Annotated in this window: 21 protein-coding genes and 2 pseudogenes; 3 read left to right on the top strand and 20 right to left on the bottom strand. The window is 40.1% G+C overall.

Annotation, left to right across the window (positions count from 1 at the left end; genetic code table 11):
- Positions 1-183: 183 nt before the first annotated feature.
- The 3 genes from ACOMCU_RS23740 to ACOMCU_RS23750 all read right to left on the bottom strand — a co-directional run bounded on the left by ACOMCU_RS23740 (position 184) and on the right by ACOMCU_RS23750 (position 3,842).
- Positions 184-489, bottom strand: a complete 306-nt coding sequence (locus ACOMCU_RS23740) for a hypothetical protein (protein ID WP_421051619.1) — start codon at positions 487-489, stop codon at positions 184-186.
- A 490-nt stretch (positions 490-979) separates the two neighbouring features.
- The gene (locus ACOMCU_RS23745; RefSeq protein WP_421051620.1) at positions 980-2,779 is read right to left on the bottom strand and encodes a DUF2201 family putative metallopeptidase; all 1,800 of its coding nucleotides are present in this window, start codon (positions 2,777-2,779) and stop codon (positions 980-982) included.
- 4 nt (positions 2,780-2,783) lie between these two features.
- Complete coding sequence (locus ACOMCU_RS23750) at positions 2,784-3,842, bottom strand: AAA family ATPase (protein WP_421051621.1); 1,059 nt, start codon at positions 3,840-3,842, stop codon at positions 2,784-2,786.
- Positions 3,843-4,363: 521 nt separating this feature from the next.
- Here ACOMCU_RS23750 and ACOMCU_RS23755 point away from each other — a divergent pair.
- The gene (locus ACOMCU_RS23755; protein WP_010860828.1) at positions 4,364-5,062 is read left to right on the top strand and encodes a glucosaminidase domain-containing protein; all 699 of its coding nucleotides are present in this window, start codon (positions 4,364-4,366) and stop codon (positions 5,060-5,062) included.
- Positions 5,063-5,411: 349 nt separating this feature from the next.
- Here the strand turns inward: ACOMCU_RS23755 and ACOMCU_RS23760 are convergent, their stop codons facing one another.
- From ACOMCU_RS23760 to ACOMCU_RS23820, 13 genes are all read right to left on the bottom strand, one after another.
- Entirely contained in the window at positions 5,412-5,621 is a 210-nt protein-coding gene (locus ACOMCU_RS23760; RefSeq protein ID WP_010860829.1) for a hypothetical protein, read from the bottom strand.
- Between the two features lie 568 nt (positions 5,622-6,189).
- Positions 6,190-7,008, bottom strand: a complete 819-nt coding sequence (locus ACOMCU_RS23765; protein ID WP_421051622.1) for a C40 family peptidase — start codon at positions 7,006-7,008, stop codon at positions 6,190-6,192.
- Positions 7,005-7,790: a serine hydrolase gene (locus ACOMCU_RS23770; RefSeq protein WP_036132057.1), complete on the bottom strand. Its 786-nt coding sequence runs from the start codon at positions 7,788-7,790 to the stop codon at positions 7,005-7,007. Before ACOMCU_RS23770 ends, ACOMCU_RS23765 begins: the two co-directional genes overlap by 4 nt.
- A 9-nt stretch (positions 7,791-7,799) precedes the next feature.
- On the bottom strand, positions 7,800-8,732 hold the full coding sequence (locus tag ACOMCU_RS23775) for a S66 peptidase family protein (protein WP_010860832.1): 933 nt from the start codon (positions 8,730-8,732) through the stop codon (positions 7,800-7,802).
- Between the two features lie 3 nt (positions 8,733-8,735).
- Positions 8,736-9,677 (bottom strand): ATP-binding cassette domain-containing protein, encoded by a 942-nt coding sequence (locus ACOMCU_RS23780; RefSeq protein WP_421051623.1) that lies wholly within the window; start codon positions 9,675-9,677, stop codon positions 8,736-8,738.
- Positions 9,670-10,728 (bottom strand): ABC transporter ATP-binding protein, encoded by a 1,059-nt coding sequence (locus ACOMCU_RS23785; protein WP_010860834.1) that lies wholly within the window; start codon positions 10,726-10,728, stop codon positions 9,670-9,672. Before ACOMCU_RS23785 ends, ACOMCU_RS23780 begins: the two co-directional genes overlap by 8 nt.
- Positions 10,729-10,740: 12 nt before the next feature.
- Positions 10,741-11,715 (bottom strand): ABC transporter permease, encoded by a 975-nt coding sequence (locus ACOMCU_RS23790; RefSeq protein WP_421051624.1) that lies wholly within the window; start codon positions 11,713-11,715, stop codon positions 10,741-10,743.
- Complete coding sequence (locus tag ACOMCU_RS23795; RefSeq protein WP_010860836.1) at positions 11,715-12,659, bottom strand: ABC transporter permease; 945 nt, start codon at positions 12,657-12,659, stop codon at positions 11,715-11,717. Before ACOMCU_RS23795 ends, ACOMCU_RS23790 begins: the two co-directional genes overlap by 1 nt.
- 140 nt (positions 12,660-12,799) lie before the next feature.
- Positions 12,800-14,623, bottom strand: a complete 1,824-nt coding sequence (locus ACOMCU_RS23800; protein ID WP_421051625.1) for a peptide ABC transporter substrate-binding protein — start codon at positions 14,621-14,623, stop codon at positions 12,800-12,802.
- A 25-nt stretch (positions 14,624-14,648) separates the two neighbouring features.
- Positions 14,649-15,716 carry a dipeptide epimerase gene (locus ACOMCU_RS23805; RefSeq protein ID WP_421051626.1) on the bottom strand — a complete coding sequence of 356 codons (1,068 nt, stop codon included), beginning with the start codon at positions 15,714-15,716 and terminating at the stop codon, positions 14,649-14,651.
- A gap of 25 nt (positions 15,717-15,741) precedes the next feature.
- A complete protein-coding gene (locus ACOMCU_RS23810) occupies positions 15,742-16,536 on the bottom strand; it encodes a M55 family metallopeptidase (RefSeq protein WP_010860839.1) in 795 nt (264 codons plus the stop codon).
- Complete coding sequence (locus tag ACOMCU_RS23815; protein WP_421051635.1) at positions 16,533-16,844, bottom strand: M15 family metallopeptidase; 312 nt, start codon at positions 16,842-16,844, stop codon at positions 16,533-16,535. Before ACOMCU_RS23815 ends, ACOMCU_RS23810 begins: the two co-directional genes overlap by 4 nt.
- Positions 16,840-17,277 (bottom strand): hypothetical protein, encoded by a 438-nt coding sequence (locus tag ACOMCU_RS23820; RefSeq protein WP_421051627.1) that lies wholly within the window; start codon positions 17,275-17,277, stop codon positions 16,840-16,842. Before ACOMCU_RS23820 ends, ACOMCU_RS23815 begins: the two co-directional genes overlap by 5 nt.
- Positions 17,278-17,602: 325 nt before the next feature.
- Here ACOMCU_RS23820 and ACOMCU_RS23825 point away from each other — a divergent pair, with 325 nt between their 5' ends.
- On the top strand, positions 17,603-18,082 hold the full coding sequence (locus tag ACOMCU_RS23825; RefSeq protein WP_421051628.1) for a hypothetical protein: 480 nt from the start codon (positions 17,603-17,605) through the stop codon (positions 18,080-18,082).
- A gap of 94 nt (positions 18,083-18,176) precedes the next feature.
- On the opposite strand, the gene ACOMCU_RS23830 is transcribed toward ACOMCU_RS23825, so the two are convergent.
- Positions 18,177-19,235, bottom strand: a complete 1,059-nt coding sequence (locus ACOMCU_RS23830) for a P1 family peptidase (protein ID WP_421051630.1) — start codon at positions 19,233-19,235, stop codon at positions 18,177-18,179.
- Between the two features lie 97 nt (positions 19,236-19,332).
- The gene (locus ACOMCU_RS23835; RefSeq protein ID WP_421051631.1) at positions 19,333-20,025 is read right to left on the bottom strand and encodes an aspartate/glutamate racemase family protein; all 693 of its coding nucleotides are present in this window, start codon (positions 20,023-20,025) and stop codon (positions 19,333-19,335) included.
- Positions 20,026-20,530: 505 nt separating this feature from the next.
- On the opposite strand from ACOMCU_RS23835, the gene ACOMCU_RS23840 reads away from it, so the two are divergent.
- The gene (locus ACOMCU_RS23840; protein ID WP_010860844.1) at positions 20,531-21,928 is read left to right on the top strand and encodes an alanine/glycine:cation symporter family protein; all 1,398 of its coding nucleotides are present in this window, start codon (positions 20,531-20,533) and stop codon (positions 21,926-21,928) included.
- Between the two features lie 33 nt (positions 21,929-21,961).
- Here ACOMCU_RS23840 and ACOMCU_RS23845 read toward each other — a convergent pair.
- Positions 21,962-22,121: pseudogene (locus tag ACOMCU_RS23845) on the bottom strand (transposase); the annotation flags it as partial.
- Positions 22,122-22,536: 415 nt separating this feature from the next.
- A pseudogene (locus ACOMCU_RS23850) lies at positions 22,537-22,683 on the bottom strand (transposase); the annotation flags it as partial.
- Positions 22,684-22,970 lie beyond the last annotated feature (287 nt).

Here is a 22,970-nt window from a genome sequence, read left to right on the forward strand (position 1 = left end):
CGAATGGCTAAGTACGCAATCACCACGCCAACCACTGCAAGCCCTAATTAAAATGGAATGAAGGTCACCAATGTGATTTCTAGGTTATAAGAACAGGCAATTTCCACCACGAACCAATTGTCGCCTGAACAGAATGATTACGCATCCCCATAGCGTTCATCTCTCCTCTTCCCTATTCACACCTTACTGCACGGTCATATAAGCAATACTGAATATGTTAAGTATTGGCAGTCCGTAATGATTGTTGTATTCTTCCATTATTAAACGAAATAAACTAACAGCTACATAAATAATAAATGTGAGTTTAATAAAAATATTCATTAATGACATGAACCCTAAATAATCTGTAAACATCAGGCAGCTCTCAACTTTAAAACGCCACGCTATAAGACCAACAACCAAGCAAATTACTACGATACCAATGAATCCTCCGATAAAATATTTAGATATATGATGTTTTTTCCATCTTAATTTCAGCAGCTTAAGCATGAATGCTGTCTCCGGTCATTAAATTTAAGTAATACGCTTTCTAAAGGGCAGTGCGTTTTTTATAAACATTTAATTTCCCCTTTCACCTTGTATGTTAATTGTACGAATCGATCATCTCTTTTTTCTTACTCATTTCTTACAAAATTATTAATTGTTGTCCGTTCATTCACAGGTTAAATCCACCACAAGTAAAGCCCGGAAATGTTGATATAACAACGTTTCTGGGCTTTTACTAGTAGTGAAAAGAATCTATGTGACTCCTGCTCTTGTTATTTGCAAAGAAAGAGTGAGGAAAATGAAGCGACAGGTGCAAATATTTTTTGTTGCGAATGTGCAACGTCAGTTACAAAGAAATCGCCAGCCAAGCAATGCGGCGCAGGCATTGAGCGTTGAGGCAGTTTAGCGTAACTACGGAAAACGAGGAGGCTTTTGTGATTTATCTAATTATTTTTAGTAGACTGTCCCATTTTACAATTGGCCTTCTACTTCATTATTTCATCCTAAATACCTCACCTTTTGGTACAAATGGTAGCTTTGCGCCTTGTGGCATTACAAAGGCATGCTCTCTTTTAATCGACAAGCGATCACATTCGCCGTCCGTGATAATAAGAATAGGTCCATTTTTCGGGAAGTCGGCGGCTTGTTCAATTAATTGAATACCTGGCTGTAAAATGGTCCCTCCTCTCCCTCTCACTTTGACTTTTGTTAAAAGGTCTTCTGGCGGCAGGTATCCTGCATCGTAAGCAATCGCATCACAAAAGATAACGCGAACAAGCGGGACATCCCGTGCGATGCTGTAGCTCGCAATCGTTCCTAGTGCTTTCCCCAACAACTCCCGATCCATTGAGCCAGAGGTATCAATGATAACCGCAAATGTACGGCCATGCTCTTCGCCACTTTGATGTAGCCATCGCGGTCTAGCGATATCCGGTGTTGACGCTTGTCTTCTGCTTGGACGAGCGTACGTACGGACTTTTTCGATTGGTTGAAACATGCGATCAAACCATTTAGCTAATTCCACATCCCAGGCAATCGGCGGTTGTGAAAGACTTCGAATTTCTTCTATTAAGCCCTGCGGCAAATACCCTCTATCTTGAGAGAAATGATAGCTTAACCCTTGGCTTAAAGCCCTTCTATAAAAGGTGTCCAAATCGATTCCCGCTTTGCCTTCCCAAAAATCAGACGTTTTTGCCTCAATAATATCGATCGCTCCTTGCCCTCTAAAAGTTCGTAGTTTTCGATACATCCTGATGTCTGTCACAATGCGATCATAGATAGATTCAGCCGATAATCCTTTTAACTCGGGGTCATACAATCCACCGATTTCCGGCATATCGCCAACTTTCATTTCGATTAGCCAGCCATTTATGACATAATCACAAGCGACATTCCATAGATAGGGATCTCGCCCTTGCCTTCTAGTGGCATGGCTTAAACCTGCATGCAGCAATTCATGCGCCATTAAAAACTTCATTTCTTCATCAGACAGAGGCACAGACGAATTAATATAAATTTCCTTCGTGTCGACTGCAATGGCAGCAACGGAAATGTCCATTCTTGTGCACACAAGGGGATCATCGATAATTTCAAAATCAGAGGCTAGTGCACCAAACAACGGGTAAGAGCTCATGAACCACGCTTTGGCATTCTCTGCTTTGGTTTTAATGGCAGAACCTGAGATAGAAGAATTAACGCCACCTGCTACTCTAATTGCACTTTGAACGGCTCTCGATAACCCCTCTGCAAACAACAAAGGATATTCACTTGGTGTTCCCCAATAGTAATAGCTATCCTTGTCTTGGGTGATTTTAAAATCTGCTTCACCGGGCATTGTACTATATCGTTTTAAATGATCCGGTACGCCTTCTCTTATAAAGCGTTCATACAACTTCACTTCATCGGAGAAGGAATCGTAAAAAGGTTCACTCATTTCTCTTGGTGCTTGTCCGAACTTTAATTCTCCAAGAAATTTTGTAATATAACAATCGCACGCTATATTCCAAATTTCACTATGCTCTTTTGTTTGTTTGTGATTTAATCCTAAATGTAACAAGCAATGCGCAATAACATATGCCCATTCAACTGGTTGTCCCTTTTTACCTTGATTGACATAGATTACGCCAGAGCTTGTGACATAAGCCCAAGACTGTGCCGCCATGTCTTGATATTGAATTGAAACATTACTTAACAAAGATTCAAACAAAGGATGCGCTTTTACTATTGCTTGACCTAGCGCAATGTTTTTTTCATTTTTATGTTCCTTCATGGATTTGTTGTTTTTTTTCGCCACTTTGTTACTCATCCTTTTTAGCGACTAATCGTGGTAAATCTCTTATGACCTCAAGCATAAACCATGCAGGAAGGGCTTCCCCTTTTTGTTCAGACACTACCATTTGGGCAATTTCTAAGCTAATAGACGACAATTCTTTGATGAGATCCTTGGCACGAAATGCAAGTTGTCTTTGATTGCCTTTTATAGTTGTATTTTCTTTAGGTAGTTCCTTCATAAGCTGCGCCCTAAACGATTGCGCCATAAAATATAACAAATCTCTTTCTTCTGGTTGGTCTGGCCATCTTAATTCGCCATTGATAATTTTGGTTAGGTTATATTTACTTTGCAACTGTTTTAAAAAGGCTTTAAACTGTACAGCAGTATGTGGGGAAAGACAACTACTTGCTAGTAGCTCGATATCTTTTTCTTTTATGTTCTCGCCATATGCATACAAGCAATCACTTAACATATGCCAAGATCTCGGCGTAGAAAATGGCTCTTCCGTTTTAGGCGGCTCGCTCCATAAATGATCTGGGCGCATCTGGATATATTCAATCACATGCGGATGAATTTCATGTTCGTACGCCCATACTAACCAATCTTTATGGGATGCTCTTAACTGCACATGGACCATGCGATTGATTAGAGCAGAGGACATCGGTTTAACAATGGCGTTATCTTGCGCTCTGTTTCCTGCCCCAATCACTATCGTTCCTTCTGGAAGCATAAACTCTCCAATTCTTCGATCATGAATTAAGCTGTAAAAGGCTTTTTGTACTTCTTGGGAACAAGCGTTTAGTTCATCTAAAAATAAACAATAGGGTTCGTCCCTCGCAATCATTTTGGGCGGACAAAAAACGCTGTAGCCATCCTTTATTTGTGGTACGCCAATAATATCCTCTGGCGCTAATTGGCTTCCTAGTAAAGAAACGCATGTCATCCCTAATTCTTCTGCGAAATTTTCTACAATTGACGATTTCCCAATCCCAGGCGCCCCCCATATAAATACAGGTCTAATCGTAGCTACGTTTAATAAAAATTCATATAATTGATTTTGCGTTACACTATAAATAGTATTCAATGAAAACTTCCTTTCAAAATTTAAAACTTTTACACTAGAATTCATTTCATAAATAGTTTTTCTATAAAGAACCACGAATATTTTGTTTCTTTCATCATATTCGCCTTTATTGATAAGAAAGTGAATTATGAAATTGATTTACTAAGGTTAATAATACCATTTTTTGATTTTCAAGACACCAAAGTACATATAGAGCCCGCGTTTTGCTTCTATCAATATGTTGAAATGCTACCATCCCAATTTCTAACAAAATAGGTGGGAAATATATTTATAAGGTTGCAAATATAGGAACTATTTGGTTGCAATTTCGTTCTATTAATTACGGACACTATAAAAAATACACGGCTTTATTTTATGTTGTAGCTCTGTCATAATTAGAAATATAGCACCTTAGTATGTACTCACTTGTAAAGGAAGGAGGGAGATGTTGTCTTCTACCAACATCATCACCAATGAAATTATTCAAAAACTTGATGAAAGGTATACTTATATTCCTAACTGTTATCGGTATATCGATTTTCATGATTATACAACTATTTGATTCTATGTTTAATAAAGAGACAAAAGAGCCTGAATATGTTGAAGAAGGGCCAAGTACAGAGGAATTCATCGGCTCTATTGCAGAAACCGCTCGTAGGCTTGGGGCAGAAAATGACTTATACGCCTCTGTTATGATTGCGCAGGCTATTTTAGAGAGTCAAAATGGACAAAGTGGTCTAGGTTCAGCTCCTAATAATAATTTATTTGGCATGAAAGGCCAATTTCAAAACGACTCTGTCACGCTAGAAACATCTGAAGATGATGGTTCTGGTAATATGTCAACCGTAATGGCGGAGTTCCGTAAATACCCTTCCTATGAAGACTCTTTGAAAGATTATGTAAAGTTACTGCGTAATGGTGTGTCTTGGAACAAGGATTTTTATACAGGTGTCTTTAAGAGCCAAACAAAGACCTATGCAGACGCAACAAAATTTTTAACAGGCTCCTATGCGACAGATTCAAAATACAATGAAAAGCTTAACATGCTCATTGCCAAATACGACTTACAACAATACGACAGCCCAGTTAAAAACAAAAAAACCATTACGGTAGCTGACGGTGACTCACTCATGCATATCGCAGAGGCCCACAAGGTTAAGGTGACATCCCTCAAGCAATGGAATCAGCTTAGATCTGATCGATTAGAAGCGGGTCAACAACTCAATATCTATCAATACTAAAAAAAATCTCCATGCACACTTAGGACTGTGAAGCCCCCTTTGTAGCTTGGAGATTTTTTATTTTTTAATAAAGCGCTGTAGAGAAATTCGTTACGCAATGAATCCAATGATGTTATGGTTGCGATTTAGCGAACCCTGATAGCATAAGGGTAATATTTTCATTCGATACGCCTTAAATTAGCTCAGCGTATATAAAAAAACTTTACAGAGATTCTCCTCCATAAAGCTAGTAAAAGTTTGCTATTATGGGCTTGTCAATCGTTGAATCACTGTTTCTACTTCAAAAACACGCTTGTTTAAAGCGCCAGTTCGATCTTTTACTTGATGCGCAATTTTTCTGTGAATTGCCCTAAGTTTTCAACCATATTTTTTGCAGCTCATCTATTCCAAGTTTAACCTCTCGAACATCATCCTCCATTTTATCTAATCGTCGATCGATTCCGTCCAAACGCTGTTCCATGCCATCAAATCGCTTATCCATTCCGTCCAAACGCTGGTTTACCGGTCCCAATTCTTCTTTTAAAACTGAACGTAATAATTCTTTTAAGTCATTATCCAAACACATTACCTCCAATTTTTTTATTGATAATTGTAGCATCAAAAAATTAGAAGTTGCCTCTCTATTATTTACCTATTTTTTGAATCTAATGAGATGAGCACATTGTTTCTTTGTATGCACCCAAACGCGGCGATCCGCAAGACTTACAGTTGCTAGAGTATCTGTAAGTCTTGCATGGTTCGCTCGGTTTAAAAGATACCCCCTATAGGATTGTTAGATCGTGAATTTCTATCATGTAGATTCCCCATTTCCTGTGTGCTTGTTTTACTGTTTATCGTTAGTTGCTCATCTACATCACCCCTAGTTTTTTACAAACAAAAACAGATGCCTCTGTTATTAAACAGAAGCATCTCGCTTAGGCAAAAATATTCACTCATTGACATAGAAATCATAGAGTGATGGCTTATAAATATGACAGGTGAAATTTTGTTTCTTGTTTATTTATTATGTGATTGGCTTTTCGCTAATACTTATCAATGCTTCCTTGGTGCTGTCGTCTTTTACTTTGTCGTTAAATTTCGTACCGACAGCTGGCACTAGCAACGATCGTTCATTGGTGTCTTAGCTTTTAATCCGCAAAATAACTCCCTACCGCTGTGATGGTCGTCGCTAAGTCTTCCCGATAAAGAGGATGTTGTTCATTTAAGCTATTTATAGTTACTTCATTTCCGTCTAGTGAGGAGTGCACATATAGATTGTCGCCAAGATACAGCGCGATATGACCTGGGAAGTACAATAAATCGCCCTTTTGCATTTGCTCCAGTGCAATCTCCTTTATCGGAAAGTCTTCAACCATTTTGGCGTCTCGGTAAATCAATACCCCGTTTAGCATATACGCCATTGAACACAGGCCCGAACAGTCAATACCAAATGGGGTTTTGCCTCCCCAGCGATACGGTGTTGTTAAGTAGCTCAGTGCCGTTTGTACCACGTTTTCCCGGAATTGTTGCTCTGATAGGCTATTCTCCGTGACTTTTTCACAAAGCCATTTTTTGCGTAAATAGCCCCTTTCGCCTGTAGCTAATTGAATGACCGCCCAATGTGAGTCTAGTTCTTCGTCAGCTACATAACGCACGATTGAGCCTCTCACAAGTGTCATTAATTTCGAGCTTTGAATGCGAGGTTGTTGTAAAATATCGGCAAAGCTTTGGCTAATAACATGCGATGCTTCAACACGCCAAGCACTCGTTTTCACATTATCTAGCATTATATTCACTTTTCTGCAGTAGCCCCGGTACTGATAGGTTGTTTGTACATGCACCCAGTAACCATCTAACTCTTCAAGGATTTGTACAGGCATTCCGTATAATAACTCATCAATTAGCTCAGATGTTCCATTCGGTTCAGCGTACAGATTCGCAATCATCGACGTGACAATGGCATTCATTTTAACTCCCCTTTCTGTTGTACCAAATACTCATAAACGACCTTCGAAATGCGACCAATTAGTTGCCTCGCTTCCTGATTGTTGGTGACCTCTGTGACAAAAACTCCAATCAGATAATCTTTTGCGTCACTATAAACAATGCCTACATCATGGTCAACCGTTTCAAGCCCCCCAGTTTTATGGGCGATTATCACATCATCTACCAGATATCGACTGAGTGCTTCATGTACACGTTGGCGACTCAAAATATCAATTGCCAGTGCACTGAACGACGGTGTGAATAAATCTTGGCGATAAATATGTGTAAATATATGAGCCATATCACGTGCTGTCGTGACATTGTCAACGCCATTCGCCCGTCGTACAACATCCATCATCTTTCGCTGCAATATTGTGTGCTTCAGCCCGTTTTCACGAAAATAACAATTCAGCGCATCCATACCCATATAATCAATCAAAATATTAGTTGCTGTATTATCACTGGTAATAATCATCCACACCAATAACTCATAGATTGTAGCCGATTTTAATTGTTGTTCACTGATTACACTAAAGTCGACCCAGTCTTTAGGTGTTATCATCAACACTTCATCCAACGTTAGACGATTGGTCTCTACATGATGTAACACAGCAAGAAGTATAGGTACTTTCATGAGACTTGCACTGGAGAACACTTCAGTAGATCGTTCACTTATGAGGGTTTCGTCTGTCCGAAGATCTTTGACAATTATATGCACTTTGTAGGGCGTTTCTTGTAGTAGTTGCCGAATCAATGGCTGCATTATTTTCACCTACCCTACCACTTTAATCGTGTGCGTCTCTGCGTTAACGGCAATTGTTCGACCTAATGGAAGTGTCATCGTTGGTAAGCAATGACCACAAGTAATATCCATGACAATTGGTTTTTTAAGTGGCACTAATATTTCATTAAAAATGGTTTGCAGGGATAAGCTATTTTCTGGTTGCTCCGGATTTTCTGGACCACAGTCTGTCCAAGCGCCTAATAATATACCCGCGGCTTCATCAAGCTTGCCCGCTAATTTTAACTGCGTAAGCATGCGGTCGATGCGTTGTTCGTTTTCATCTATATCCTCTAAAAATAAAATCTTGTCCTTTGTATCAATTTCATAGGGGGTTCCAAGTGATGCCGTGACTAATGTTAAGTTTCCTCCAATTAGCTGTCCAGTTGCTTGTCCTGTGACCAGTGTTGTCATTGGCTGTCCTGATGGATTTTCAAGAGATAGTCCCTTTCTTTCAGTTGCCGTCACACTGTTGATAAAAGAATCCCATGAATAGTCATCCATATCCAATTGAATAAATTCCGTAGAAGGCATTGGCGAATGGTATGTCACGAAATCACATTTTTGGTTAAACGTAATGTGAAGTGCTGTCACATCGCTATAACCTGCAAATACCTTAGGATTGGCTTGTATCATATCGTAATCAAGATAGGGTAGAATTTTTGTGGCACCATAGCCGCCACGAATACAAAAAATGCCATCAATACTAGGATCTCGGAACATTTGGTTGACTTCAGCGGCACGAAGTTCATCTGACCCTGCTAAATAGCCATGCCTCGCCCGACATGTTTCCCCTACAACTACTTTAAAACCGAGCTTCTCCACACTGTCAATTGCCGGATGTAATTTACCGGGCGGTGTTGCACCTGAGGCACTCATTAAACCAATGGTATCGCCTTTTTTTAACGCTTTTGCTATTCTCATCGATCAAACCCCCATTTTTCGTGTCGTACGATAGTTTTCAATTTCCTGTTCGTTGGCCAGTACGAAATGGCCCTCCTCCATTTCGACAAAGGATGGTGGATGTTTGTCATAGCGGTGCTGCGTAGGATCATAAATTTCAACGATTTTTTCCCGCTCCTTGTAAGGATTTGGCTCCGGTACTGCCGATAATAATGCCTGCGTATAAGGATGGATGGGATTGGAAAATAGTGTTTCTGTCTCCGCCAACTCCACAATATTGCCTTTAAAAATAACCGCTGTACGGTCTGTAATAAATCGTACAATGGATAAGTCATGTGCAATGAATAAATAGGTTAAGTTATTTTGCTGTTGTAAATTTGCTAGCAAGTTTAACACTTGTGCCCGTATCGACACGTCTAAGGCAGAAATTGGTTCGTCCGCAATGATAAACTCCGGCTCCATCACTAATGCACGTGCAATGCCAATTCGCTGACGCTGACCACCTGAAAATTCATGTGGAAAGCGATTGGCAAACTCAGGTAGTAACCCAACATTCAACAGTGCCTTTCGCACTTTTTGCTGACGGTCTTCCTCACTTGAAAAATTTTTTGTATTGACCAGACCTTCTGAAATAATATAGTCTACCTTCGCTCGTTCATTGAGCGATGCCATTGGGTCTTGGAAAATCATTTGGATTTTCTGGGTAATTTCACGATTCCAATCCTTTGAGATGTTGCCGTTTATTTTTTTTCCACGGTACAAAATTTGTCCCTCGGTTACTTCATTAATGCGCATAATAGCACGGCCAATTGTTGTTTTCCCTGAGCCTGATTCACCTACTAATCCAAATGTTTCGCCTTTAAAAATCTCAAAGCTGACATCGTCAATGGCAACGAATTTATGTTTTCTTTTACCGAAGACAATCTTTAGGTTTTTTACTTCCACCAGTACTTCTTTTTCATTCATTGGCGTGTTGCCTCCCCTCCTCAAAGAATGCTTGTAACGCTTCAGGAAGCTCTATTTTTGGTGCGCGTGGGTCCAGCAGCCATGTGCGTGCAAAATGTGTGTCACTAACCTGAAAGAAAGGCGGTCGTTCTTCGTAGTCAATCTTTAATGCATATTGATTGCGTGGCGCAAATGCATCACCCTTTATGTCTTTGAACAGATTTGGTGGAGTACCTTTAATGGAATAGAGTTGTTGCCCTTTCAATCCGAGCTGCGGTAATGAAGAAATCAGTGCCCATGTATAAGGATGCTGGCCGTTGAAGAAAACTTCGTGGGTGGCACCCACTTCGATTACATCACCTGCGTACATAACCGCGATACGATCGGCTACTTTTGCCACCACGCCTAAATCATGCGTAATATAAACGGTGGTAAGCCCGTATTTCTGCTGCAGATTTTTTAATAGCTGCAAAATTTGTGCTTGAATGGTTACATCAAGTGCAGTCGTGGGTTCATCGCAAATTAATATTTTCGGATGACAAGCAAGTGCAATCGCTATGACAATACGCTGCCGCATCCCTCCAGAAAATTCGTGAGGGAATTGCTTATAGCGTTTTTCTACATCATAAATGCCGACATCGGTTAGTAATTTAAGTGTTTCTTCATAAGCGGCTTTGCCCTTTAAGCCTTGGTGTAAAACAACACATTCTTCAATTTGTTTACCTATCGTTTTCAGTGGATTTAATGATGTCATGGGATCTTGGGTAACCATGGCGACTTCTTTTCCTCGTATTTGCAACCACTCTTGCTCTGTTGTAAAGTGCGCTAAATCCATATTGTTGTAAATAATTTGACCTTGCTCGATGTAGCCGTTTTTATCGAGCAGGCCCATTATGGATTTCACAAGCACCGATTTACCTGAACCCGATTCCCCAACAATTGCAAGACTTTCACCTTGATATAATTCAAGGGAGATATCACGAATGGCTGTTAGCACCTGACCTCGCAGTGTAAATTTTATGACTAAGTTTTGAATCGATAAAATTCGGGACTTTGACCGTTTCTCCTCCATCGTATTCCCCCTTTATACGTGATTTTTTGGATCTGCTGCATCCGCAAATGAATTGCCAATAATATAAAAGGCAATGGTAATAATACTTAATACAATACTTGGGAAAATTAGCTGATAACGTAAATCTGGTGACATCATCAAGACACGGCCTTCATTGATTAAATTCCCTAAAGACGGTTCACTGATTGGAAGCCCTAGCCCAATATAGGTTAAAAACACTTCTGCACCAATGGCAAAAGGAATCGCGAGGCTCATCCGTAGCATAATGACCGAAATTAAATAGGGTAATAGATTTTTTATAATAATGCGGTAGTCAGGCGTCCCTAAACATTTAGAGGCCAAGTTATATTCACGGTCACGTAAAATCACAATTTGGTTACGAATGAAGCGGGCCATTTCCACCCAGCCAGTAATACACATAGCAATGATGATGGTCGAAATACTCGGACGTAAAATATAGGACATTAAAATAAGGACAATTGTTGTCGGAATATTATCCACCACATTGTAGAGCTGTGTAATTGGTACTTCTAACTTACGAGAGAAGCCCCATAGTGTACCAATTGTAATTCCAACGACGGCCTCAACCAACGCAACAACACAACCAATTAGTAACGAGGTACGAGTCCCTGCCCAAATACGCGACCATAAATCCTGCCCAATCGAGTTTGTCCCAAACCAAAATTCAGCGTTAGGTGCAACATTGCGAGCTTGCAAGCCTGTTTGGTCGTCAAGATAGATTTCAGTTGGTGAGTTTTGTTGTGGTAGGTACGGTTGCAGGATGGTAAATGCGACAATTAGACAAACGACGACTAATAAAAAGACCGCCAAGCGATTTTTCAAAAAGGATTGCCATGTCGAACGCCAGTAAGAATAATTGGAGTAGGCTGTTTCTTCAGCTTTACTGTCACTAGCTTCAGCAAACTGAAACAGCGCTTCACGCGACTCGTCTGAGATATTATTAATTTCTTCTGTATATATGCTCATTAGCGTACACTCTCCCCTTTACCTAATTTAATGCGTGGGTCAACAAGTGCCATGGCAATATCACCTAAAATCAAACCGATGATTCCTAGTGATGAAAAAACAAGGACAAGCCCTTGGACAATGGTATTATCCTGCCGCTGGATGGCATCGACGAGTAAGCCCCCCATCCCTGGAATGGAATACAAGGATTCAATATAGATGGAGCCTGTGATGGTAAATAAAATGGTTGCAGGTAAGTACTGTGCCATCGGAATGAAGGCATTTCGGAGGACGTGACTAAACATTAATGTCCGCTCTTTCACGCCTTTTGCCCGCGCTAGCTTAATATAGTCTTTATTTAGTTCATCTACCATGTAGCGACGCATCCACATGGCGTAGGAAGCTGTCGGTGCTAAGGCCATTGACAGTAGCGGTAATATCCAAGTAATGGGATTATATTCGTCAAAGAGCATCGGCAAACGGAAGATTTCTGTCACATACATTTGAATGACTAAGTAATAAACTGCTGCCGGTACAGCTACGACGAAGACAATGTAGCCAGTTCCTAAACGATCGAGCCAGCGACCTTTCGTCTGCGCCATTAAAATCCCAAGTGGTACACCAACGATGAGTGACAGTGCAACGGCCCCTAGTCCAAACAGTAACGAATAAATGATCTTATCTGCGATGATCGCGACAACCGGTACATCTGTACGATATGTAACTGATTTGCCCAGATCTCCTTGCAATAAGTTTGCATAAAAATTTCCTAATTGTACAAGCAGCGGATCTCGTAGACCTAAATTGGTTAAATACACTTCCTGTTGGGCGGGTGACATTTTGTCTGCCGCTGCTCCTAAATAACCTTCTTCAGGCATTAAACGTAGTAATGAAAAAACAATCGTGATAATGATAAAAAGGGTGAAGACTGATTGTAACAATCGTTTGCCGATATACCACAACATCGTTTATTCCTCCCTACTATGACTAAATTCGAGAAAGAAAGAAGGAGATGCCGACTAGTCTCTTTCGGTCATCTCCTTCTTCATGAAAATCACCACTAGTAGCTATTTGAATGTAGCTTTGCCATGATGATGTCGAGCTGTTATTTTGTTGCATTGACTAAAGCATCCGCACGTTCTTGCTCCCACTTTGCTAAAGCTTCCTTGAATTCATCATTACTCATAGGCTTGTCTAAGACTTGTTGGCCTTTGAATTTTTCAGATGTTACACCAAATGGCGAGTATTGCGCTTCAAATGGGTTTAATTTTGAAGCGACATAGCCACTACCACCTACTGCATAAGGAATGACAAATGCTTCTTCAATTAAGAATCTTTCTGCTTTCGCAAATAGATCATAGCGTTCAGCTGTATCGATTGTCGCTTTCGCTTCATCGATTAAATTTTGATACGTTGTTTTTCCATTGGCTTCTTTATAGCCCTCCGCTAACTCTGGTTTGTTATAAGTGCCATCGACACTGAATGGTTCTGTATATGTTGATGGGTCAGCATAATCCGGACCCCAGTTCGCTTCCAGTAACGCAAATTTACCTGGGCGACGTACCTCTGATAAGAAGCCTGTTGATGGGCCAGCCTCTACGATAATATCAACATAATCAGCCCCTAATAATTTTTCGATTTGTTGTTCAATTACTTGTGTACGGTTTGCCCAATCTGGACTACCTGAGTTGTATGGCATCAATACTTTCACTGGGAAGGTCACTTTTCCTTCAAGCGCAGCCATTGCTTTTCCCTTAAATTCTAGTGCTAGATCTTTATTAAAGGAATCACTACTTGTAATAGGCTCTAATGGGGCTAATAGTGTATAATCGACCCCTGCCACATCCACAAAGTTTCTCGGTGTCACCGTATTACTCAGCATGTCCTGTGGATTGTATGGTTCGACTGTTAACATGGCTGATACGCGATCAAGGGCATGATAAAGTGATTTTCGGAAGTCTTTATTATTAACAGCAATCTTCCAATTATCGGGTTCATATTCAGCATCGAATTGTGGGTCAAAGTTTAACGCATAGAAATACGTATAGAAGTTATTTTGAGTTTGACGGACCTGAGATTTTTTCTTGTCATCATTGAACCATTCATCAATGATAGAGGTCGGGATACTTGCTGAATCCACTTCACCACGCAGGAATAGTTCTGGCGCTACAGTGGCTGCTTCTTTGTTATATTTATAGCGAATACGGTCGATTAGTACCTTGTCTTTATCCCAATACGTATCATTTTTCACCAGTACACGCTCATTTTGAGGCTCAAACTTGTCTAAAAGATAAGCACCGTTATAAAGGAAATCTTCACGTGTTGTGCCGAATTTCCCACCTTTATCAGCTAAAAATTCACCATTAACTGGGAAGAAGCATACATAGTTCAGCATAGAGAGGAAATAGGGTGTAGGTGCTTCTAAAGTATACTCTACTGTATGTTTATCGGTTGCCTTTATACCAACTTTTGAGAAATCTGTTATATCACCGTTATAGAACGCTTCACCATTTTTCACAACAGTTGCACTCCATACAGTTGACGATTCATTTTTTGCATCAAGCACATAGTTTAAGCCGTCCACAAAATCTTGCGCAACTAAATCTGCGTACTCTTTGCCGTCATGTGTTACCCATTTCACATCATCTCGAAGTTTAAAAGTCCACACGGTTGCATCTTCATTTGAAGTCCATTCTTTTGCTAAACCTGGTTGTACAACACCATACTTATCATATTCAATCAACCCGTCGACTAAGTTAGCCGCAACAGCAAACTCATTGGTTTCAGAAGTTTTTAAATAGTTTAAGGTTTTAATTTCTCCTGAATAAACTACTCGGTATTCTGATTTTTTATCTTCTGAAGAATCATTACTGCATGCTGTACAAAGTAATGCGATAAGACACACTAAAAGAAACCAATACTTTTTCATAAAAAGCCTCCCCCTAGCAATCTTTTTATATCGAAAATCCTATTCCAACTGCATCCGTCATGGTAATGCGAGCGTTGTCAAAAATTGGACCACCTGTAATAGGATCTTTCAAACATAAACTTGGTCCGTCTAGATCTATCATTGTGATATTTTTTTGTGATGCCGCAAAATGAGCTGCCGCACTTACACTAATTTTTGTTTCCAACATGCAACCAATCATGCAGGGCATGTCATTTGCCTCTGCTATGTGGCAAATCTTCTGTGCTTGATGGATACCACCTGTTTTCATGAGTTTGATATTAATGATGTCAGCTGCACGCTTTTCGATAATCGTCAAGGCATCTCTGGCGGAGAAAACACTTTCATCAGCCAAAATATTCGTCAGTGTATTGGCTGTTACATATTGCATACCAGCCAGATTGCTATAGTGAACAGGTTGCTCCACTAATTCTATATTGGTGCCTGCATCCTCAAGTGCTCCGATAATTTGCACCGCTTGCTTTGGCGTCCAACCTTGATTTGCATCTACCCGTAATGTAATGTGTTGGCCAACAGCTTGTCGTATCGCCACAACGCGCTTCACATCTCCTAGTGGATCCTTGCCAACCTTGACCTTTAGAATCTGGAAACCACGCGCTACAGCCGCAAGACTATCTTTCACCATTTCTTCTGTCTCATTCACACTAATCGTAATGTCAGTCGTGAGTTCCTTGCGGTAACCACCGAGTAATTTATACAACGGGGTTTGATAGTGCTGTGCACACAAATCATAAATCGCCATATCTACCGCAGCTTTAGCACTGGTATTTTGATATATACTTGTGTCTAATCGTTCCATTAAGTGGACAATATCTGCTATATCCAGCCCCATAATGGCAGGCTTGATATAGTGTTCAATGGCGTGCGTAATAGAGCCGAACGTTTCGCCCGTAATAACAGCTGTCGGGGCTGCTTCGCCAATGCCGACTTGCCCATCATCGGTATAGATATAAACAGCAATATTGTGAATACTATGCACCGTTCGAAGGGCTGTTTTAAATGGCGTGATGAGGGGCGCCTCCACTTTCGCAACCTTGATATCTTTAATTTTCATCCCTGCACCTACTATTCTGTTTGGCTTATGTTAGGAACTGTAAAATGCGAAGCACTTCAAAATAATCATCCGTCACGAATTCAACGGTATTATGCGGCTTAAAAGTTGCATTCGGATAAAAGGAATTACGATAGGCACGTGTATGGTCACGGTAAATAATTTCTACGACAAAGCGCTCAGGTAATGTCACTTGTAACGCCTCTCGCTCCACTTTCATAGATGTTGCTACTAGACGTTTCGTTTCTTTAATGGTCAACTGTGGGCTCACGCTAATCGTTGCATTGCCAATCCCTTCCTTCGTAGCAAATGTAACGATGTTGTCATTGATGGTTTGAATCTCCTCGGTTAGCCCCACATCTCCACTGACAAATGCAACCGGCACGCCATGAAGAGCAGCCGCGTACGTATTAATTAAAAATTCACTGGCATATTCGCCATTAATCTTCACATCAGCAAAGACACAAAGCGTGTGCGCTAATGGATTTCGTGCACTTCCCCCTTTACTGTGATACCCAATGAAAATGGCACGGTTAAAGCTGTTATCAAGCCCAGCGACCATACACATCGGTTCATATGTCCAACCACGAATGACCTTGCAGTTAACAGGTAGGTTGGAAATATCCAGATTACGTGCGGAATCATGCGCATCCTTTAGTAAAATTTCTGTTGCCCCGCCAAGAATCGCTCCTTCGATAGCAGCCTCCACTTCCTTTGTCATTTGCTTGCGAAAAAACTCATTATCTGGCGCATTGAGCTCCGTTTCGCTCCAAGATGTTGTCCCCGTAATTCCTTCAATATCTGCACTGATATATACTTTCATAGATATCGATACTCCTTTACTTGATTGTCATATATTTGTGCTTCGATAGCACCATAACTGGCTTGTTGCGCATCCACGCGTCTTGCCCAAGCTATATTGTGAAAGTCGTAGTGCCACCATTCCTCTGCATAGTTCGTAAAACCAGTCATTGTCATACAGTTATATAGTATCCGTCGATGTTTACAAGCTTCCACATTTCCTGCTGTATGCTGTTCGAAATAGCGCGTTGCTGATTTTTCACTTATTTCATCAAATGCCGTACCAAGATCTAATGCCTTGCCATTTATATCTCCTAGTGTTATATCAATGGCTCCCCCCTGTTAGATGAGGAGCCAGATGTTCATTTCCTAAGCTAGGAAACGCTACATACTTTCGCGTCTCTTGTAAAATCTGTTGTTCTGTGAAATTTGGATTTTGGCTCTTTATTTGCTTCGAAAATTGCGTAAACAAAAACTGTTGCACCTGTAATGAACGATAGCCGTCATACAAAATGAGGCTATAGTTTTCAGGCAATAAAAGAGCAGCTTGTATCAAGCGCTCATACGCACCCTCACGCAAATAAAGCGATTTTAGGCTGTGTGGGATGCGCTGTAAATAATAAATCGGCTCGACAAAAATTCTAGGATGATACGCCCCAACTTGTCTTAGTGGCTCCCTATTCTCCTGTAAGGATAGAGACGGTTGACTATTGGCTATTTTTAGTACCTCAATAGGCCGAACTAGCTTTCCTAGCATCATCATGCACCTCAACTCTCCACAGAATAGGAAGCTAAGTATATGTTTCATTTTTGGATAATTCAGTATTTTTAATGTAAATGTTAGCACACCGATTATTCGTTGACTAGATAAAAAAAGCATTATTACAAATAAATGGTTATACTCTTGTTTTCTTACAAAATGGGCTATTCCCTTGTTGGAAATCTACGTAGAAAGTCGAAATGCAATGCTTTCTATGAAAATTTAGGGATTTTTATACAAACATTTTGTTAAATCGTGTTATATTTGAATTAGCAGTTATAATTTTACATATTTTAGGAATGAATCTAGCTTTAAAAAGGAGGATTCTATGGAAATAAAAGTTATCGCTGAAGTTTATAGATTAGGTTTAGCGATAGGATATCATTCTGTTCAAGATGTAATTAGATGGGCAGACACTATAATTGAACAACTTGATAAACCACCCTATGAAATTATTGAAATTTCATTATCTTCAAAGGAAAAACTAGTTGATGTCTGTTCTAAATTACATATGTTCTATGGAGGTTCCAATAACGACTTACCTTCTAAAATCATACTTGCTTTGCTGAATAAATATTTCCTTTCACCCAACAACACATCAGATATTTTTTCCATGCTGTCACGTTTAATTGACTATGTACAGTTGGAAGAAAGAAATGAGTGGATAACAGGCCATTTATTTTATTTGTCGGACGCTTATTATTTAGCTGAGCAAAATATATATGGTAATTTACAAGAAGTGAACAACGATTTAAAGAAATTTTTAATGCAATTTGTGGACTATACAAAATACTTTGTTCATTTATAAGACTTTATTTGTACGCATGAAGTTCTAGCCATGAAAAATAAAAAAGTTATTGAAACCCATTGAGGTGCCTCAATAACTTTTCTAATTACCATTACTACTTTTCATTAAAATGATAAGCTTCTACTACGTGGCCATCTCGACCAGTGGTTGTCTGTGCCTGTGATAGAGAATTTAAAATGGCTTCTTCTGCCGCTTCTGCCGTTGCAGTAAATAATTGATTCATAATGGGATGATCCTCACGCAACTGCGTACGTGTTTCTACATGTTGATTCGATGCATGTGGGATTTTGTGGGCCGTTGTAAAGCCAATGACAATATCCCCACTACCGTGTGAGAAATGACTGCCCGTACGTCCAAGACCAATGCCACAGCGCTTAACGATACGAGACAGCTGGCGACTACTAAGCGGGGCATCCGTCGCTAGGACAATCATAATCGAACCATCTGTTGGTGATATGGTAGATTCACTTTGAGCATTCACGACCTGGTAACGGTCGGCTAAAAACTCTGTACTATGTCCAAAATTACTTAACACCATACAGCCAACTGTATAATTCACTTCTTCTTGTTCTACAGTCACAATACGTGAAGATGAGCCGATGCCGCCCTTATAGCCGAAGCATATCATGCCTTTTCCTGCCCCAACTGCTCCTTCCTGTGCTATAGCTTCTGACGCAACGCGAATCGCTTCAATCGCATGCGCAGGCTTAACCGAACAGGCACGAATAGAGTTCAAGTAACTATCATTGCATTCCCCAACGACAATATTAATCGTCCCTGTCGAATCGCCGATCTCTGTATTGGTATCTAACATATAGTGCAAAGTCCCTTGTGTTACAGCAGGTACACCAAATGTATTTGTCAGCATAATCGGTGACTCAAGAACGCCTAGTTCATTAATTTGTACAAGTCCTGTTGTCTTGCCAAAGCCATTAAGTACATAGCCTGCAGCGGTAACCTTTTGCTGAAATAGATTTCCTCCGTGCGGTAAAATGGCTGTTACCCCTGTACATGCATACGCACCGTCCTGATTCAGTTCTTCATCAAGCGTTACATGTCCTACACGCACGCCCGCTACATCTGTTATACAGTTTTTCGACCCTGCTGGTAACGAGCCAATTATCATACCCATGTCTCGTACTTTTTTCCGCATATACTCACCTCACCATTACATTCACTACAATTCTCAGTGGAACCTAGACTATGGATTAACGTATCCAAGGAATCCATCTGTCAAAACGTTGATATTTTTACGATTGAATCGCCGTTGCCACTGCGGCATGGGCATGGATAACCGTTGTATCAAATACAGGCACAGCTACATCTTCCTGCTTAATTAATAAGCCAATCTCGGTACAGCCAAGAATAATGCCCTGCGCTCCAGCTTCTATTAACTTTTCAATCACTTGTAAATAATAATTTTTTGAAGCAGGTTCAATCACACCTAAACATAATTCCTCATAAATGATTCGATTCACGCCGTTGCACTCCTCTTCATTTGGAATCAATACCTCAATGCCAAAACCTTCGACTCTAGCTTTATAAAAGTCTTGCTCCATCGTATATTTTGTACCAAGTAGTGCGACCTTTTGTAAGCTCGCTTGTTGAATTTGAAGTGCTGTTGCATCCGCAATATGTAAAATAGGAATCGTGATATTCGCCGCAATTACTTCACATACCTTATGCATCGTATTCGTACAAATCACAATGACCTCGGCTCCCGCCTTCTCTAAATATTGTGCCGCTTGCCCAAGCACTTGCCCAGCTTGTTCCCATTCACCTGCCGCTTGGTAATGTTCGATTTCTTGAAAATCAACACTGTACAAAATACATTTTGCCGAATGCAAACCGCCGAGTTGTTGCTTGACGTTTACATTGATGAGCCGATAATATTCCGCTGAAGACTCCCAGCTCATGCCCCCGATTAATCCAATTGTTTTCATGTACTCGCCTCCATATAAATATCTAATTATTATACTAGAAATTCGTCCCAAAAAAACACGAATTTAACTTTTCTACTCTTTCTCCAGCTTTTTTTCAAATAGGAAAAAAAGGATAAAGTGAAACTTCAGTCGATGCTTCTGATTGTTAGGTGAACCAATCGGCTTTTAAGGTCAGTTGATCGCCTACCTCGTTGTCATCTTCCAACTTGTGGTGGACGTCTTATTGACCGTTTAATTGGGTTAGATAAAGAATGATTAACATTGGTATGAAAGAAAAAATAACATTTATACTAATAAAAAAGATATTGAAGTTGTCTATTTCAATATGTTCTGAATAGAGCGACTCTATTAACCCTCCCTGATGCATTTTATTCCGTTTCAATCATTTTAAAGTGACAGGGTAATATTATATTCTGATTATTAACATTTTTTAGTATTTTCAATAAGTTGATTTTTCACAAAAAAACAGTGTAGACTAAAACGTACTGAAAAAGGGGGAAGATAGATGCAATGGATTTCAGATATTGTTAACTCAACGAATGATATTTTATGGACGTATATACTCATCGTATTGTTAATAGCAGCAGGTTTGTATTTTTCATTCGGCACTAAGTTTGTGCAAATACGTCTCTTTGGCGAAATGTTTCGTTTAATAGTTGAAAAAAGAGAGGGAGAATCTGGCGTTTCTCCATTCCAGGCCTTTACGATTAGCGCAGCCTCTCGCGTTGGTACTGGTAATATCACAGGGGTGGCACTCGCTATTGGTGTAGGTGGACCAGGTGCGGTATTTTGGATGTGGATTATTGCCATTGTAGGTATGGCAACAGCATTTATAGAAAGTACGCTTGCACAGGTTTACAAGGTAAAAGACGGCAACACTTTCCGTGGTGGCCCTGCCTATTATATGGAAAAAGCTTTAGGTCAACGTAAATTAGGCATTATTTTTAGTATTCTTTTAACGCTAAGCTTTGGTTTTATCTTTAATGCAGTTCAGTCTAATACGATTGCAACCTCTGTCGGAGAAGCTTTTCAGATTAAACCTTCTTACATTGGAATCTGTTTGGTTTTGCTAACTGCTGTGATTATTTTTGGTGGCGTACATAGAATTGTAAAATTTACCCAAGTAATTGTCCCAGTGATGGCTGTTTTTTATTTACTTGTTGCATTTTACGTTGTCGTGACCAATTTCTCGGAAATACCACATGTCTTTCAGCTAATTTTATCGCAGGCGTTTGGCCTTCAAGAGGCAGCTGGCGGAGCAATTGGCGTTGCGATCATGCAAGGTGTACGTCGCGGTTTATTTTCGAATGAAGCTGGTATGGGTAGTGTACCTAACGCAGCTGCAACTGCCAATACTTCACATCCGGCCAAACAGGGTCTTGTACAAAGTTTAGGCGTATTTTTTGATACAATCCTTATTTGTTCGGCTACAGCATTCATTATTATTTTGGCGGGTCTTTATGACACAGGTGAAAGTAACGGCATCATCCTCACTCAAAATTCGTTAGCTGAACATATTGGTGGATGGGCGCCTTATTTTATCGCCATTGCGATTATTTTCTTCGCCTTTAGTTCCATCATTGGCAATTACTATTACGGAGAATCGAATATTGAGTTTCTCAATGCTCATAAAGGTTGGATGATTGGTTATCGTATTTTTGTGCTTGTCATGGTGATGTTCGGCTCGGTAGCACAGGTGCAACTCGTTTGGAACTTAGCAGATCTATTTATGGGTCTGATGGCGATGATCAATATTGTGGTCATTATGTTACTTGGCAAGATTGCTTTCCTTGTGTTAGATGACTTTACTCAGCAACGTAAATTGGGTAAAAATCCTGTATTTTACGCAAAATCAATCCCAGGATTAAAAAATACGGATTGTTGGGAAGACGATCGTAAGTAAAAAAGACAGAAGCCATCGAGAATTCCCTCTCGATGGCTTTTGAACTATTTGAATAACCTTTTCAACAAGTGGCTGCAACATATGGCTATCGTGCACATTTCCCGGAGTCACAATGCACCTAATGCAAAGCCCTTTTCATCTGTCGCTGCATGGAAAGAATACGCAACTGCTTTTTGCGTTCATCCTTCACATAATTGTTCACGTTCATTGATGTGATTCTTCGTCATCATTGATAATCACCTCAAAAGTTTACTTTTAAACAACATAGGTATATGGAGTTAGAAGTTGATTGGAACGAAGAGCGGTGATTCCTACGGGAAAAGCGGGAAAGTCGAGATTCTGGACTGAGCGAAGCGAGGGAAGCAACTCGACCCCGCCCGCGGAAAGCATCCGCCCGTATTGGAAATCAACAGCTTTACTTTACCTAATTTAATTGTAAAAAAAAAGACTGTTGGCAAACTCTCAAAATTTTTTGAGTTTGTCGACAGTCTGAAGAGGCTGGGACATAAATAGTTTCAGTTCACGTAAAAAATCGAGATTGCATGATGCAATCTCGATCTTTGCGTTTGATTTTGACAATATGTAGTGAAGGATTATCCTCGTACCGCATATTTTCTTAAATCTACGGCCATTAATGCAAGGCCGATTTCGTTCTCAGCTTTCGATTTTCCACGGACAGAAAATCGTGTGAAACCTTAATTAGCTTTCAAGAATCCGAAAACCGACTCCACGTCAACTTTGCGTTGACGGTAAATCATAGCTCTGTGTTAATTTTTGTAGGGGTACTTAAATTTCATCAGAAGATGTCCTTTTTTTATGCCTAAAATTATGAATAGATTTAATTGAAATAGTAGTGTTTCAATAGTTATTCAGAGCGAAGGCAGCGACTCCCGCGGAAAGCGTCCGCCGTAGCGGAGAAAAATGACTACAGTAGACTAAAAAAACAAAGCCTCGAAGATTTTACTAATCGTAAAATTTTCGAGGTTTTTCATTTTTGAGGTGAGTTGTTTTGTCCCAGCCTCTTCTTACGATTAGTCAACCT

The sequence above is a fragment of the Lysinibacillus sp. UGB7 genome, from assembly GCF_049058285.1.
In the GTDB taxonomy this organism is placed as follows: Bacteria; Bacillota; Bacilli; order Bacillales_A; family Planococcaceae; genus Lysinibacillus; species Lysinibacillus sphaericus_B.

Bases quoted from the DNA above. Each gene is read 5' to 3' on its own strand.
- ACOMCU_RS23740 (WP_421051619.1), bottom strand. From the start codon at position 489: ATGCTTAAGCTGCTGAAATTAAGATGGAAAAAACATCATATATCTAAA.
- ACOMCU_RS23755 (WP_010860828.1), top strand. From the start codon at position 4,364: ATGATTATACAACTATTTGATTCTATGTTTAATAAAGAGACAAAAGAG.
- ACOMCU_RS23765 (WP_421051622.1), bottom strand. From the start codon at position 7,008: ATGAATGCCATTGTCACGTCGATGATTGCGAATCTGTACGCTGAACCG.
- ACOMCU_RS23770 (WP_036132057.1), bottom strand. From the start codon at position 7,790: ATGCAGCCATTGATTCGGCAACTACTACAAGAAACGCCCTACAAAGTG.
- ACOMCU_RS23775 (WP_010860832.1), bottom strand. From the start codon at position 8,732: ATGAGAATAGCAAAAGCGTTAAAAAAAGGCGATACCATTGGTTTAATG.
- ACOMCU_RS23780 (WP_421051623.1), bottom strand. From the start codon at position 9,677: ATGAATGAAAAAGAAGTACTGGTGGAAGTAAAAAACCTAAAGATTGTC.
- ACOMCU_RS23785 (WP_010860834.1), bottom strand. From the start codon at position 10,728: ATGGAGGAGAAACGGTCAAAGTCCCGAATTTTATCGATTCAAAACTTA.
- ACOMCU_RS23790 (WP_421051624.1), bottom strand. From the start codon at position 11,715: ATGAGCATATATACAGAAGAAATTAATAATATCTCAGACGAGTCGCGT.
- ACOMCU_RS23795 (WP_010860836.1), bottom strand. From the start codon at position 12,659: ATGTTGTGGTATATCGGCAAACGATTGTTACAATCAGTCTTCACCCTT.
- ACOMCU_RS23800 (WP_421051625.1), bottom strand. From the start codon at position 14,623: ATGAAAAAGTATTGGTTTCTTTTAGTGTGTCTTATCGCATTACTTTGT.
- ACOMCU_RS23805 (WP_421051626.1), bottom strand. From the start codon at position 15,716: ATGAAAATTAAAGATATCAAGGTTGCGAAAGTGGAGGCGCCCCTCATC.
- ACOMCU_RS23810 (WP_010860839.1), bottom strand. From the start codon at position 16,536: ATGAAAGTATATATCAGTGCAGATATTGAAGGAATTACGGGGACAACA.
- ACOMCU_RS23820 (WP_421051627.1), bottom strand. From the start codon at position 17,277: ATGATGATGCTAGGAAAGCTAGTTCGGCCTATTGAGGTACTAAAAATA.
- ACOMCU_RS23825 (WP_421051628.1), top strand. From the start codon at position 17,603: ATGGAAATAAAAGTTATCGCTGAAGTTTATAGATTAGGTTTAGCGATA.
- ACOMCU_RS23830 (WP_421051630.1), bottom strand. From the start codon at position 19,235: ATGCGGAAAAAAGTACGAGACATGGGTATGATAATTGGCTCGTTACCA.
- ACOMCU_RS23835 (WP_421051631.1), bottom strand. From the start codon at position 20,025: ATGAAAACAATTGGATTAATCGGGGGCATGAGCTGGGAGTCTTCAGCG.
- ACOMCU_RS23840 (WP_010860844.1), top strand. From the start codon at position 20,531: ATGCAATGGATTTCAGATATTGTTAACTCAACGAATGATATTTTATGG.